The 13,735-nt window shown below is 71.8% G+C and carries 13 protein-coding genes; 4 read left to right on the plus strand and 9 right to left on the minus strand.

Annotated elements, in window-relative coordinates; translation table 11 throughout:
- Nucleotides 1-42: 42 nt before the first annotated feature.
- The 9 genes from G5C51_RS04590 to G5C51_RS04630 all read right to left on the minus strand — a co-directional run bounded on the left by G5C51_RS04590 (nt 43) and on the right by G5C51_RS04630 (nt 9,446).
- Entirely contained in the window at nt 43-1,215 is a 1,173-nt protein-coding gene (locus tag G5C51_RS04590; protein ID WP_165232049.1) for a C40 family peptidase, read from the minus strand.
- The gene (locus G5C51_RS04595) at nt 1,212-3,221 is read right to left on the minus strand and encodes a hypothetical protein (RefSeq protein WP_165232051.1); all 2,010 of its coding nucleotides are present in this window, start codon (nt 3,219-3,221) and stop codon (nt 1,212-1,214) included. The genes G5C51_RS04590 and G5C51_RS04595 overlap by 4 nt, the downstream gene beginning before the upstream one ends.
- Nucleotides 3,218-5,809: an ATP-binding protein gene (locus tag G5C51_RS04600; RefSeq protein ID WP_165232055.1), complete on the minus strand. Its 2,592-nt coding sequence runs from the start codon at nt 5,807-5,809 to the stop codon at nt 3,218-3,220. Before G5C51_RS04600 ends, G5C51_RS04595 begins: the two co-directional genes overlap by 4 nt.
- 8 nt (nt 5,810-5,817) lie before the next feature.
- Nucleotides 5,818-6,450, minus strand: a complete 633-nt coding sequence (locus G5C51_RS04605) for a hypothetical protein (RefSeq protein ID WP_165232058.1) — start codon at nt 6,448-6,450, stop codon at nt 5,818-5,820.
- On the minus strand, nt 6,447-6,782 hold the full coding sequence (locus tag G5C51_RS04610) for a hypothetical protein (RefSeq protein ID WP_165232061.1): 336 nt from the start codon (nt 6,780-6,782) through the stop codon (nt 6,447-6,449). The genes G5C51_RS04605 and G5C51_RS04610 overlap by 4 nt, the downstream gene beginning before the upstream one ends.
- A gap of 24 nt (nt 6,783-6,806) precedes the next feature.
- The gene (locus G5C51_RS04615) at nt 6,807-7,877 is read right to left on the minus strand and encodes a conjugal transfer protein (RefSeq protein WP_165232064.1); all 1,071 of its coding nucleotides are present in this window, start codon (nt 7,875-7,877) and stop codon (nt 6,807-6,809) included.
- Nucleotides 7,874-8,131 (minus strand): hypothetical protein, encoded by a 258-nt coding sequence (locus tag G5C51_RS04620; protein ID WP_165232067.1) that lies wholly within the window; start codon nt 8,129-8,131, stop codon nt 7,874-7,876. Before G5C51_RS04620 ends, G5C51_RS04615 begins: the two co-directional genes overlap by 4 nt.
- Nucleotides 8,124-8,462 carry a hypothetical protein gene (locus G5C51_RS04625; protein ID WP_165232070.1) on the minus strand — a complete coding sequence of 113 codons (339 nt, stop codon included), beginning with the start codon at nt 8,460-8,462 and terminating at the stop codon, nt 8,124-8,126. The genes G5C51_RS04620 and G5C51_RS04625 overlap by 8 nt, the downstream gene beginning before the upstream one ends.
- A gap of 99 nt (nt 8,463-8,561) precedes the next feature.
- A complete protein-coding gene (locus tag G5C51_RS04630; protein ID WP_165232073.1) occupies nt 8,562-9,446 on the minus strand; it encodes a hypothetical protein in 885 nt (294 codons plus the stop codon).
- Nucleotides 9,447-9,735: 289 nt separating this feature from the next.
- Between G5C51_RS04630 and G5C51_RS04635 the strand changes: the two genes are divergently transcribed.
- From G5C51_RS04635 to G5C51_RS04650, 4 genes are read left to right on the plus strand one after another with little or no spacing between them, the layout of a single operon-like run.
- Entirely contained in the window at nt 9,736-10,188 is a 453-nt protein-coding gene (locus tag G5C51_RS04635; RefSeq protein WP_165232076.1) for a hypothetical protein, read from the plus strand.
- Entirely contained in the window at nt 10,185-12,365 is a 2,181-nt protein-coding gene (locus G5C51_RS04640; protein WP_165232078.1) for a type IV secretory system conjugative DNA transfer family protein, read from the plus strand. Before G5C51_RS04635 ends, G5C51_RS04640 begins: the two co-directional genes overlap by 4 nt.
- Nucleotides 12,366-12,399: 34 nt before the next feature.
- The gene (locus G5C51_RS04645; protein ID WP_165232081.1) at nt 12,400-13,353 is read left to right on the plus strand and encodes a replication-relaxation family protein; all 954 of its coding nucleotides are present in this window, start codon (nt 12,400-12,402) and stop codon (nt 13,351-13,353) included.
- Nucleotides 13,354-13,387: 34 nt separating this feature from the next.
- Nucleotides 13,388-13,729 (plus strand): hypothetical protein, encoded by a 342-nt coding sequence (locus G5C51_RS04650; protein WP_165232084.1) that lies wholly within the window; start codon nt 13,388-13,390, stop codon nt 13,727-13,729.
- Nucleotides 13,730-13,735: the final 6 nt, after the last annotated feature.

Raw genomic sequence — 13,735 nt, forward strand, 5'->3', positions numbered from 1 at the left:
AAAGCGGTGATGGGGCTCGGCTGCACCGGTAGCCAGCGCTGGTCAGCCCACGATTCGGCGTACGGCCACGGTCCTGGGTTTCCAGTCCGCCACCTTGTTGATTTTGACGGTGGATCCGGGCTTGTGAGCGTGTACGACGAGCCCCGACCCGATCGCCATACCGACGTGACTCCCGCCCTCGGTAAAGATCAGATCGCCGGGCTTCAGCTGGCTGATCGCCACGCCGCGGCCGTCGTTCATCTGGTCGTAGGTGACCCGCGTGATCCGGATGCCGGCGTCGCGGTAGGCGACCTGCATCAGCGACGAGCAGTCGCACCGACGCGCGGCGACCTTGCCATGCGGGTTGGTGCAGTCGCCGCCCCACTGATACGGAGTGCCGAGCTGCTGCAGCGCCCAACGGATCGCCTTCTGCACCGCGGGCGGGACGGTGGCCGGCACCTGGTAGCCCTTGGGCAGTCCGCCGCCTTGGGGGAGGGGGCCGAGGTCTCCACCGTCGCCGGCTTGCTCCGCGCACCCCGAACCCGCGCCGGTGCCGGCGGCCCAGGCCGGCACCGTGCTCCCTGCCCCGGCGGTACCGCCGTTGCCGAGCGTGGGGGCGAGAGCTTGTTGGAGGGCGACGGCGAGCGGCTCCCACTTCGCGTACGCGTCGGGGTAGCCGGACTTCTGCACCTTCTGTGCGGCGTCGGTGACCGGCATCTGCTGCCAGCCGTCGACCTTCAGCAGCCGGGAGTAGAACTTCTTGCTCGCGTACACCGGATCGTGCACCTGCGCGGCGGTGCCCCAGCCCATCGAGGGCCGTTGCTGGAACAGGCCGATGGAGTCGCGATCCCCGCCCGGATTATTGATCAGCCGGGATTCCTGCATGGCGGTGGCGAGCGCGACGACCTGCCCGCGGGCGGGCACCTTCATTGCGGCGCCGGTGGCGACGATCGTGCGGGCGCTGGGGATCTGCTTGCTCGGTTCGGTGAGCCCTTCCACCCGCACGCCCTTGGCGTTGTCGCCGCCGGCGAGGAGCTGCTGCACCTGCGCGGCCAGCGCCGCATCGCCGGCGCCGGTGGTGCAGGCGGCGTTCTGCCGGCGGGCCATCTGCTCGCGGACGTCGGCGAGATACCCGGCTATCGCGATCAGCACGATGGCGAGAATGAACAGCGGCGGAGTGGACCACAGCCCGCGCCTCGCCCAGCGCCGCCACGGGGGCTTTTCGGCGGTGGTCATGGCCGCTGGTTCCGTGGCCGGTTCGGTCGCGGTCTGGGCGCGGGCCGGCGGCCGCCGCGGCGCCGGTTGAGCCGGGTGGCCAGGGCGGCGGCGCCATCGCGGCGCAGTGCCCCGGCGGCGGCGCCGGCGGCGTTGCCGGTGGCCAGGGCGCCGCCGACCATCGCGACCTGGGCGAGGGTGTTGACGACCCGGCGAGGTGAGGGCAGCGGTCCGGCCGGTGCCGGCGGGGTGGCCAGGACGCTGTTGCCGATCCCGCCGATGCGGTTGGAGGAAAGGCGGGTGCGGATGTTCCGGCCGATCTCCTTGGACTTCAGGGCGAGGGCTTTGCGCTTCTTCATCGCCGCCAGGCAGATGATGTCCAGGATCAGGAAGCGGAGGGTGAGGCCGCCGGTGCCGAACTCCTTGGCGGGGACCTCCATGAGCGCGCGAACGGCCACGATGAACAGGCCGAGCAGCATGGCTGCGGTGAACATCTCGACCAGGGAGCGGGCGACGGAAGCGAGCCAGCCCCACAGGTAGGCGCGGCCGGCGCCGGGGGCGATGCCGGCGACGAGGGCGGCCTCGCCGCGTACGGCGTCGTAGGCGATGCGGGCCTGAGCCATCAGGAAGGTGGCGGCGATGTAGCAGCCCAGCGCCACGATGATGAGCGCCGCGATGAGGATGAAGGCGCAGCCGATCAACTTGTCCCAGGAGGCCCGTTTGGCGTCGCCGGCGTTCGGCACGCACTTGGCCTCGAACTTCTCCAGCGGCGGTTCGCCGTAGTGGTTCTTCGCCCAGTCCCAGCCGAGCCCGTACGCCCAGGCGCCGACGTCGCCGGCCGGGCCTTCGGTGAAGCTGCCGTTGATGAGGGCGTTGGCCGGCTGGATCGTGTTGAGCACGCCGTTGATGCCCTTGGAGACGAAGCTCTTCGCCTTGTCGCGGCGTTCGTTCTCAGCCCGCTCCCAGGTGGCCTGCTGCAGCATCGCGTCGGCGTACAGCTTGGTGCAGTCGTCATCGAAGGTCCGCCCGTACTTGATCAGCTGAGAGGGGCGGACGATGAACGCATCGGTGAGGGCGTCGGTGATCGGACGGACCAGCACGCCCGTCGTCGTGTTGTCGGCTGTCGGGTTGGGGTTGGTCTCCCGCGGGTTGTCCTCGGGGGCGCCGGCGTCGACGATGACGTCGGCGACGGCGAGGGAGAGCTGCTTGACGGTGCCGACGGCGCCGCCGTTCTCGCCGCTCATCAGCACGGACGTGGGAGAGAAGACGGTGGTGGCGGCGACGGCGGAGATGACGACCGACAGCGCCGCATCACCCCAGCCACGGGCGCGGTCGCCGAAGAAGATGTGCCAGGCGCAGATCAGGGCGCAGGCGGCGAGCAGCAGGCCGGGCAGGCCCAGGGTGTAAATGACCTGGGTGTGCAACGCATTGGCGACGGCCAGGACCGGTTTGAGAAGGATCTGCGCGAGCCCGAACCCGAGCGCCCAGGCGATCAGCCAGCAGCAGAACGCGACCAGCCATTTGATGGCCATGAAGCACAGCTCGGTGAGCAGGTTGATGACGCCGTTCTGCCAATCGAGGTCAAGGAATTCCTTTTCGCCGTTGCCGACGTCGTACACGGAGATCGGCACCCCGTTGGCGTCGGTCACGTTGAAGATGGACAGCACACCGCCCTCCTGCTTGGAGGTGCGCATCTTCTCGGCGTCGACACCCAGCAGCTTCGCCTGCTCGCTGTCGCTGAGCTTCTCCTTCTGGGACTTCTCGAAGTCCTCCAAGGCCTCCTTGTCGGCGGGGGAGATGTCGTCCAGGTTGTAGCCGTCCTCGCCCGTGTCGCCCGTGCCGCCGGCGCCGGGATCGGCGGGGGCGGTGGCGGCCGGGTCCGGGGCCGGCGGGTCGGTCGGGTCGGCGACGGCGTTGGTCAGCGGGCCGAGCAGGGTGAAGCTGGTGGCCGCGAGCATCGCGACCACCAGCACCCGGCGTCGGCCGTACGCACTGCCCAGCCGGGCGAAGACCTTGGGGCGCCTCATGCCGCGGCCTCGGTCCGCATGGGGGTGGAGTGGATGTTCGCCGCAATCTTGGGGTCGGCGGGCATCAGCACCTGCATGGTGCCGATGCGGCCGCGCAGGTCCCGGTAGAGGCATTCGCCGCGGCGGGCGGCCTTCTCCTCATCCGATACGTCCAGCGGGGAGAGCTGGGAGGTGACCAGCTCGACGAGCTTCGGATCATCCGGGTCGAGCTCGAGGAAAGCCAGGGCCCGCTTGGCGAGCTTGCTGTCGCTCTGCCGGAACACGAGCCGATGCCGGATAAGCCCGCGAATGATCAGGCCGCGTTCACTGTTGGACGGCCCGAAGTCCTCCGGATCGTGGGAGCCGAGGAACGCCGCGGCGTTGTTCTTCCGCCCGTCGCGGACGACCTCCAGCACGAGCTCGAGGCCTTCCTCGGAGTTGGTCAGCCACCAGCACTCGTCCCACACGCAGACGACGAACTCCTCCTTGGAGGCGTAGGCAACCTGCCGGCACAGCGCCCCGATCAGGTACATCACCGCCCGTCCCAGCACCTTCTCGAACTCCAGGCGCTCGATGCGGTGCTCGGAGGCCAGCTCAGCCTTCTTCGGCAGCATCAGGTCGGCGACGGAGAAGACGACACTGTCCGCGTCCGGGGTCTGCACGGCCGGCAGGGTGGGGTCGAACACGACCCGGGCGAGGTCCTTGCGGGACACCGCCGAGAGTTTGCGGGCCAGATTCTGTGAGGCGGTGTCGCCGCCGCGGCCGCGTTCGGCCAGCTCGTCGACCAGGCCGGTCATGGACGGGCCCGGCCGGGCCAGCACCGCGGCCACGGCCTCGGACAGCGCCACACCCTCCAGATCCATCGGCTTCACGCCGAGCAGCAGCGTCAGGAACGACTCGGTGAACCGCGCCGCCTCGTCGGCGTCGAAGATCCTGAGCGGGTCGAGGGAGACCTGCGCGTGCCGGTCGACGGTGATGACCTCGGTGGAGCCCGGGCACGCCCTGGCGAACCGGACCCATTCCTGATCACGGGTGCGGTCGACGATGACGGCGCGGCCGCGGGACGCGGCGTACCCGAGGCGGCGGCCGCGCAGCAGCACCGAGTTGACCGCCGACTTCTTCGCGAACGACTTGCCGACACCGAGCTCCCCGATGAACCCGGCCGAGGCGGAGGTGTCGTTGCGCGGGCCGTAGGAGAAGTCCACCAGCACGGGGCGCACCCCGCCGGCGGCGAGCTGCTGCGCGTACAGGTGGCCGGTGTCGTCGCCGAGGTTGGAGCCGCACCAGGGCATCGCCATGGCGAAGTCGCGGGCGAGGAGAGACTGGGCGTAGTCGCGCAGGACCATGGGGGTGCGGCAGCCGGGCAGCATCGCGGTGAACAGGCTGGCCTGTTCGCCCAGCGGCCGGTTGAAGGTGTAGTCACCGCCGCCGAAGTGGCTGCTGAGCGCGCCGGCCCGGTCCTCGGCTACCTCGGCGGTGGGCCCCCACACGGCCAGGGTGACCATCGCCTGCACGGCGACCTCCTGGCGGGAGGCGGTGATGCGCTGGCTGTAGTCGTCGAGGCCTTCCTCGGCCGTGGCGACGTCGGCGGGCGGGCCGGCCGGGTCGTCGCGGTATTCGTTGGCCTGGCCCTTGACGGCCCGGCGCCGCTTGCGGGTCTTGGCTTCCGCCTTCTGCCCGGGGACGATCTTCAGGCGGGCTGCCCAGTCCACCGGGAACGGGAAGTCGTCGAGCTGCTGCAGATACTCGCTGCCGGGGAAGCGGAAGCGTTCGGGCATCTCGCCGAGGGCGAGCAGCACTTGGTAGGAGTCGCCCCATTCGGTGGCGACCTGCACGAAGCGGCGCTGGAAGGGGTTGTCCAACGCGCGGCCGCCGTCGCCTTGATTGGTGGGCAGTCCGCCCTCGGCGAGCACCACCTGCGACAGCGCTGCGACTTGCCGGCCGCGGCCGCGGGTGCGGCTGGGGATGCCTCCCTCGTCCCCGCCGGCCGCAGGTTCGGCGGCGGGGTCGGGCAGCAGCGGCTCGAGCAGCCCGCGCCGCGCGCTGTGGGCGTAGATCCACAGGATTTCCGCCTCGGATGCCGGCCGGGTCTCGATCGCGGACGGCCACTGTGCGGCCATGCGCTGCGCCTGCTCCAGCCGGGCGGTCTCCTCGGCGGTGGTGACGGGGGCGGGCAGCAGGCCGAGCGCGGATTCCACCTGCGCCCGGGCTGCCGCGGCGACCTCGCGCGCCTGGGCGAGGCGGGAGACGGCAGGCAAAGGGACCACGAGCCAGTCGGTGCGGCCGGTCAGTTCGACTTCCTCGAGCTGGTCCAGCACGCGGTGGGAGAGCTCCTCCATCCGGGCGGAGGCCTCGGTGTTGGCGCTGATGTCGATGTCGGCGGTCATCGCCCGCACCACGGCTACCGGGTCGATCTGCGGGCACAGCGACAGCATCATCGGCTCGCCCTGCAGCGTTTTGATCAACGTCTCCAGGGCCTTGAGCCGGCGGGTCCGCGCGACGTACGGGGAGTGGCTGTAGTTGGCCGAGGTCACCCGCCACACCCCGAACACGGCGCCGTACGTGGTGAAGATCAGATTTCCGGTGATGTGCCGGATGGGCAGCTGCATGAGACGACCTACCTCGAGGCGTGCGAAGGATCAGTAGGGGAGTGCTGCTGCAGCAGGAGCTGCAGCGGGGAGGCCACCGGGCCGTCCGCGGCCGCGGTCGCGGTCGCCGGGAGCGCGCCGGGGGAGGGGATAGCCGGGTGGCGAGGGCCCGGCGCGGGGCGTGCCGGGCTACCGGTAGCCGGGCGCTCGGCTACCGGTAGCCGAGCGGGCGCGGTGGCCGGCCGCGGCCCGGCCCCTCCGAGATTCACGCGCAGGCTGACCGCGGTGGGCCGCGGCCGGGTCAAGGCGCGGCCATGCAGGCGGCCGCGGCGCGGGGTGAGGAGGAACAGCAGGGCACTGGCCGCGGCGGCGGCCGGGTTGCGGCCGTCGACGTGCAGATACCGCAGCGCCCATGCCGCGCCGTACGGGATGACGATGAGGACGACCAGGTCGAACCAGCCGCCGGTGGACCAGAAGGAGCGGGTGAGCAGCAGCGGCACGAACAGCGCCACCATCACGCCGAGCTGGGTGAGCGTGTAAGGGCCGCCGGGCAGCCGGGCCTTGCCGCCCGGGGTCATGCCGACCACGAGCGGCATCCGCTGGGCCTTGGTGTAGTTGCGGCCGATCAGCTCGCCGTCGGCGGGGGCGTCGGCGACCATCATTTGCCCCAGTTGTTCGTGCCGCCCCAGTCGCCGTCACGAGGGGCTTCGTCGTTGTAGTCGCTGATGTCGTTGCCGGCCAGCTCGGAGAGCTGGTCCAGGTTCCAGGCGCCGCCCCAGACGACGGCGGCGAGCAGCACGGCGGCGATCGTCGGGCCGGGGGCGCGGGTGCGCCAGCCGACGACCAGCACGAACAGCACGCACAAGCCCGGGATGCCGACCTTCAAGATCAGGCCGGTCATGTCGGTGCCGATGTTGCCGAGCCAGTCGAGGAAGCCGTCGGCCGCCAGGGGCGTAGCGCCCTGGCCGGCGGCGAAGTTGATGACGTTGTTCATGACGCGGTACTCCCTGCAGATGAGTTACGAGGTGGGGTTGGGGGTGGTGGCGAAGGCGGGGGCTGGGTCGAGGGAGGTGACCTCCCAGCGGCCGGCGCGGGAGGTCAGCGTCAGCGCGTACTGCAGCGGGGTGGCCTGCTCGCCGCGGGTGGCGGTGGCCTGGATCAGCAGCCGCATCCGGACCCCGTCCGGCGGCGGGCCTTCGCCCATCTGCCGGTCGGCGGCGAACTCCTCGACCTCGACGGCCTCGTACGGGGCCGGCGTCACCGGCGACAGCCGCGTACGAGGGGACAGGTAGCGGGACAGGTCGCCCTGCCCGGCCAGATACGACGCCAGGAACGAGCGCGCCGTCTGCACCCGCGGGTCCTGGTCGCTGGCCGGTGCCATCTGCCCGTACGCCAGCGCCGGCGTCTTCGCCTGCTTCGGCGCGGCGACCTCCGAGGGCAGGGCGAGGGCGACGTAGGCGCGGCTGCCGGCCTTCTGGGTGGCGGCCTGTACGGGCACCTGGAAGTAGCGCAGCGCCGGCTGCGCGTCCTCCTCGTCCCGCTCGGCCCTGCCTTTGCCCCTGCTCTTCGCGGCGGGGGTGGTCTCCAGCCGCACCGCGACGGTGATCGACCAGGCGCCGTGCGGGCCTTGCCGCATGCCGACGGTGGTGGCCTGGTCGGCACGGACCGTGCCCGGGTCGGTGGTCAGCCGCAGCTGCTTGGCGGCCGGGTAGTACGGGACGAGACTGGATTCCTGCCCGCGGCCGGCGGCGGTGTAGGCGGTGACGAACAGCTCCGCGAACCCGGCCGCACCGCTGCCGTCGGAGCTGCTGGCCGCCTTCGCCGGGGCCGGCTTTGCCGCCGGGCTCGATCCTCCGTTGGAGGCTTGGGCGAAGGCGGCGAGCGCGAGCAGCGGACTTGTGATGATCAGCGTCCACAGCAGCCCGCGCACCAGACGGCTGGCCAAGGTGAGCCGGCTGACATCGGCGACGGCCGCGGTCTCGTCGCTGCCGTAGACGGCGCCGTCCTCGTACGCTTCGACGTCCTGCGGCGGAGCGAAGCCGTCGTGCGGGCGGGCGGGGGAGTGGCGCCTCTTGCGCTGGCTGGTCATGCGGTTCCTCCCGTCCAGGCGCCGTGGCGCTCCAGGTCGGCGATCTGGGCGCGCAGCGCCGGCTCGTCGCGGTCCCGAAGCGCGTTCAGGGAAGCCACCACCGCGTCCGCTTCCACGGCGATGAAGGAGCGCAGCTCGTCGTAGGTGGCCTCGTCGAGGGGGCGGCTGACCAGCGCGACGCCGAGCCGGATCGCCTGCGTCCAGCCCTCGTTGATGCGCCGCTGGTCCGCATCCAGTTGCTCCGGCTCACGCATCGGCGGGCCCTTCCTTTACGGCGGCGCCGTCGACGGCGTACGGGCGATCGGCCGGCGCCTCGGCGCCGGCCGATGCGGCGGGGCGGGAGGTGCGAACCGCCGTGACCGCGGCGGCCACCAGGAACGCCGCGGCGGCGATCCACGCCAGGTACTGCGCGGCGGCGAAGACCAGTTGGACGACGGTGTTGGTGAACCAGATGTCCGCGTCGACGTGGAGCTTCGCGGCCTCGGCGTCGGCGCGGGCGCTCGCCCGGGCGGCGACGTCGCTGCAGGTGCCGGCCGTCACGGCGAGCACGAGGGCGCTGGCCGTCAGGTAGAGCTGCCGGCGCACGGGATCTGGCAGAGGGAACAGCGGCCGGCGGGTCCGCTTGCAGTGATCACATGGGTCGTGGGGCATGAAAGATCCCTTCTGAGTGGGCAGGGGTGGGCGTCAGGCGGCGGTGGTCAGGCGGGCGGCGGCCGCGGCCAGGCGTTTGACGGCGCGCATGCGGCGCATGCGCACGGCGCCTGTGGCTGTCCCGGCGCGGGTGCTTTGAGCGGCGTCCGAGACCGGGTCGGGGCCGTAGCGGGAGCTGATGGCCAGCGCCTCCGGCCGGGTCAGCAGCCCGGATTCGATGGCGCGGATGAGGACTTCGAGGAGGCGCAGCTCCTCCGGCGCCGATACCGGGGTGCGGGCGAGACCGTGGCGGCGAGCAGCGCCGAGCAGCAAGGCGGCCTCGGCGCGCCAGACCGGATCGACGGCCGGATCCGTGTCGACGAGCGGGATGTCGGGGGAGAGGCGCGCCACGGCGTGGGGCTCGCTGTCGTGGCCCAGGTCGCGGCGCAGCCGCTTGGCGGTGTCCAGCGCCAGGTTGGCGGCGCAGCTGCCGGGCCGGGTGTGGATGCGGCCGATGGCCGCGATCTCAAAGACGGCCGAGACGGCATGGCCGGCCAAGTCCTGGAAGCTGCCGCGACCGGCATGGGCCAGGCGGTGGGCCAGGGTCATCGCGGCCGGCAGCATCGCCTGCACCACGATCCGTACGGCGAAGGTGTGGTGCGCGCCGCGCCCTGCGGCCCGGGCCAGCAACATCCGCAGCAGGTCATCCTTGTGCGCCGCACTGGTGGGCGCCGTCGGCTGCAGCGCGGCGAGCAGCTGCCCGGCCGTCCCGCCGAAGCCGCCGGCGGGTGCGGGCGGCAGCGCCAGCTGGGCGGCGTCGAGCCAGCCGGACACCGCGGCGGCGCGCTCGCCGTCGGCGCACAGCGCGGCGAAGTCGGCGTTGAGGCGGGCGAATACGTCGGCGGCCGCCGGCCGGGTGGCGGGGGAGTGCTCGGTCACGGGCACGACTCCTTTCGGATCTCGTGCCGTTGACCATTCACCTCGCCGGTAGCCCAGAAGATGGCCCGGAAGATGGCCCAAATTCCCGGCTACCGCAGGTCACGCCATCCTTCGCCCGCCCTGGCTACCCCCTCAAGGGGGTTGGGCTACCGGTTCAACCGGTAGCCCAACCCCAAAAGTAACGAGTTGATAACAGTGCGGGGCGGGGTGTGACAACCGGTAGCCCACGAAGGGCTTGAGAGGGGTGAGAGGCCATTGGGCTACCCGACCCGCGAAGGAGCACCCCGTCATGAACCCTTGGGATGCCGCCGCCCGCTCGTTGACCGAGCCCACCGTCTTCGGACCGCCGTGGACCTGGCCGGTGATACTCGCCCTCCTCGCCGCCGTCGTCCTCGTCGAGATCCACCGGCGCCGCGGCCGCCGGGTCGCGGACGCGCTGCCGCGCCGGGTGAGCGTGCAGATGCAGCCGACAACGGACTTCGACCCCGACCCCAGCGAAGTCGTGCGCTACGCCTGGCACCTCTCCCGCGCCCGCCTCGCCGCCGGCGACACCCCCGACGCCGGCGCCGCCGTACGGCTGCACTTCACCGCCGACGGCGACGGCCAGCTCGTCATGCGGGTGCACGGCCCCGAAAAGGCCGCCGCCGTCCTCGACCTGTCCGGCTACGGCCAGGTAGAAGCCCACCGCCTCGACACCGGCCGGCCCGCCGGCAACGCGTACGGGAAGGGGAAGCGGCTGTGAGTGCGATCGTCGACCTGAGCAAGCCGGACGGCACCGTGCCCGCGCCGCGGCCGGGCGGCCGGTACGTCGAGCGGGCCGAGCTGGTGCTCGCCGAGACCGACTCCCGCCCGCTGCACATCCCGACCCTGGACCCGGACCCGCTGCAGCAACTCGCCGCCATCATCACCGGCGTCGACGCGGAGGCCGGCGAGGGCGTCGACGTCGCCATCGACCTGGTGCCGGTCACCCCCAAGGCGCTCGAGCGTCGCCGCAAGAAGGAAGTCCGCGCCTCGCGCCGCGGCCCCACCGCGTACGGGGAGTCCCTCACCACCGGCGGCGGCAGCGGAGGAGGCGCGATCCTCGGGTCGCTGAGCTCCGCCTGGAGCGGCGGCACGAAGGGCGGCCACGGCGGCGGGAGGCGGCAGCGGATGCCGCGGCAGAGCGATATCAAGGAGGCGGTGGGAAAGTTCACCCGCTCCGGCGGCCCCTTTTTCCACACCCAGATCCTGCTGCGCACCACCGCCACGCATCCGGGCCAGGCGGCCGAGCGGATGCACCGGCTGCTGACCCTCTTCGCCGGCATGGCCGATGAGAACCGGCTCGTGGTGCGCCGCCCGAAATACCGGCGGCAGATCGTCTCCTTTGACGAGCGGATGGCCACCGGCCGCTTCCGCCCGGCCCGCCGGCAGTGGCTGTCCGCCGGGGAGCTCCTCGGCTTCCTCAAGCCGCCCACCGCCAAGTGCACAGCCAGGAACGTCGCCCGCATCTCCGGCGTGATCGCCCCGGCGCCGGCGAAACTGCCCGTCTACACCGGCCAGCCCGACCTGTATCCGCTCGGCCTGGCCACCTACCCGGACGGCATCGAGCGCATGGCCGCGGTGCGGCTGGTGGAGTTGCTGTTCGCCCTCGAGCTCGGCAAGTCCGGGTTCGGCAAGACCGAACGCGCCCTGATCGCTTTGGTGGCGCTCGCGTACGCCGGCGTCGGCTGCTGGTTCCTCGACCCGCACGGGGAGGCCTGGGAGCGCGTCCGGCCCTACCTTGCCCGCGCCGAGCTGCACGACCGGATGCAGGCAATCACCCTGACCACCCCGCAGCCGGACACGATGGTCGTCTCCTGGAACCCGCTGTCCATGACCGGCCGTACCGCCGCTGATATCGAGCACACCGTCAAGGCTGTCGTCGACGGCATCGCCGCCGGCATGAGCTGGGGCGACGCCCACCCCCGTGCCCGCACCGTGCTGGCGAAGACGGTCGAGGCTCTGTGCGAGCTGTCCTTGCGCCTGAACGCCGAGAACAAGCCCGAGCTGCAGCCCACCATCTTCCAGATCCGTTCCTGGCTGACCAAGCCGGCCTGGCGCGAGGCCCTGCTGCCGCTGCTGCCCGAACGCGTCCAGGCGTACTGGCACGACACCTTCCCCAACATCGACGCATCCGGGATGCCCACCGTCACCTACGCCATCGACCAGCTCGACGTCAGCATGGCCCTGCGCTGCTTCTTCGGCTCCCCGCAAGGCGGCTACGACGCCCGGCACGCCATGGACCACGGCAAGATCATGTTCGTGTGCCCGTCCGTCGGCGGCGACGATCACCCCCTCGTCGACTGCCTGCTCATCCACGATCTGTACCGGGCCGGCCGCTCCCGCCAGGACACCCCCCGGCATCTGCGTAAGACGTTCTTCGCCTGGATCGACGAGCTCACCGCCGTCGACAACTCCACCAAAGGGTTCGTCGCCGCGATCTGCGAGCAGCTGCGCAAGTACGAGGTGCACCTGATCGGGATGACGCAGATGATGATGCGGCTGACCGACCCCACCCGCCGCGCCCTGCTGCAGAACAGCTCCCTCCTCGCGACCACCAACGCCGACGTCGACGAGGCCGCGGTCATCGCCAAGCGCCTCGACGGCGTCAGCGCCGAGGACATCACCGCCCTGGGCCAATACGAGTACCTGATGCGGCTGATGCTCGACGGCCGCCCCACCCACGCCTTCAAGATCCGCGGCGTGCCGCTGGAGGACTTCCACGCCTCCCGGCACAACCCCGCCGGCCTCCCCGCCCTGGACAAGGCGATCGACCGCGGCATGACCCGCCGCCCAGCGAAGGAGATCGAGGACGGTCTCGCCACCCTCGACGCCGACATCTTCCGCCACTTCGCCGATCTGCTGGACGGCGACGACCCCACCGACACCGCCGTCGACTAGGGCGTCGCCCGACGGAGAAGAGGAGCAGCACCCCATGCCCTACCCGCACCCCGCGCCGCTTGGCGCCTCCCGGCTCGGCCAGCAGGCCCTCGAGGTGCTCTACCAGCACCGTCTCGTCTCCACCCGCCAGCTGCACCGGCTGCTCACCCCTACCCACGCCAACGCCGACTACCTGCGCAAGCAGCTGCATCGGCTGCGTGCCCGCGACATGGTCGACCGCGTCGGCCGCCGCGCCAACGGGCAGTCCGAGCTGTTGTGGTGGGTCACCGACGCCGGCGCGGCCGCCATCGAGGCCGCCGGGCAGCTCTCGGTGCGCCCGTACCGCATGAACGAGACGGCTGCCTTCGGCCCGCTGCAGGAACACACGCTCGCGCTGAACGAAACCGGGCTGTGCTTCGTCGAATGGGCGCGTCGCCGCGACGACGAGTGCCATCCGCTGGACTGGACCCCTGAACTGGCCCACCGGCTGCGCGACGGTGAGACCCGCCCGGGGGATGAGGCCTTCCTCGTCCCCGACTCCGTCCTGCGTTACGTCCACACCGGCAGCGGCCCGGGCGGCCAGCGGCGGCTGCTCACCTTCTTCGTCGAGCTCGACCGCGCGACGATGTCCGTCGCCCGGCTCGCCGACAAGGTCCGCAACTACGACCGTTACCGCTCGTACGTCCCCGCCCCGCCCCCCGGGCTCAGCGGCCGCAAGAACCCCTCGGGCCGGCCCGCGTGGAAGGACCGCTACCCCGCCTTCCCGCGCCTGCTGATCGTCTTGACCGGCGCGTCCGAGCAGCGGCTCCAACGCCGCACCGACGACCTGCGCAGCCTCGTCAACGCCGACCCCAAGCTCGCCCGCAGCCCACTACGCGCCGGCGTCACCAGCCTGCAGCAGCTGGCGAAGGCCGGACCGTTCGCCCCCATCTTCACCCCGCTGCTCGGCGCCCCCACCGGCCTGGACGCCTTCCTCACCCCGCCCGCGGCCAGCACCTCCGCGGCCTGACCCAGGGCCGGCAGCAGACGCAAGGAGAACACCCATGACCACGCCCTCGCCGACACCGACCCCGTACGCCTACCGCCTCTTCGACTGCGACCACGTCGCACGACTCCTCAACCTCCCGTGGAAGCCGCGCCCGACGCGCGGAGTCGAGCGGCCGCTCGGCTCAGTGGTCGAAGGCCCTCTGATTGCCGAACTCGGCGCCGCCCTGGAGCACGTACGCAACGCCTGCGCCCTGGCCACCCGGGGAGCCGCGGCCAACACCGCCGACACCGCCACCACCGAGGACGACCTGCACCGCTACATCCGCATGAACATCGACCTCATCCAGAAGGAGCTCACCACCATGCCCGCGGCCCTCGGCGCCGCCGACGCCACCTGATCAGCA

The sequence above is a fragment of the Streptomyces coryli genome (assembly GCF_011044975.1).
GTDB lineage: Bacteria > Actinomycetota > Actinomycetes > Streptomycetales > Streptomycetaceae > Streptomyces > Streptomyces coryli.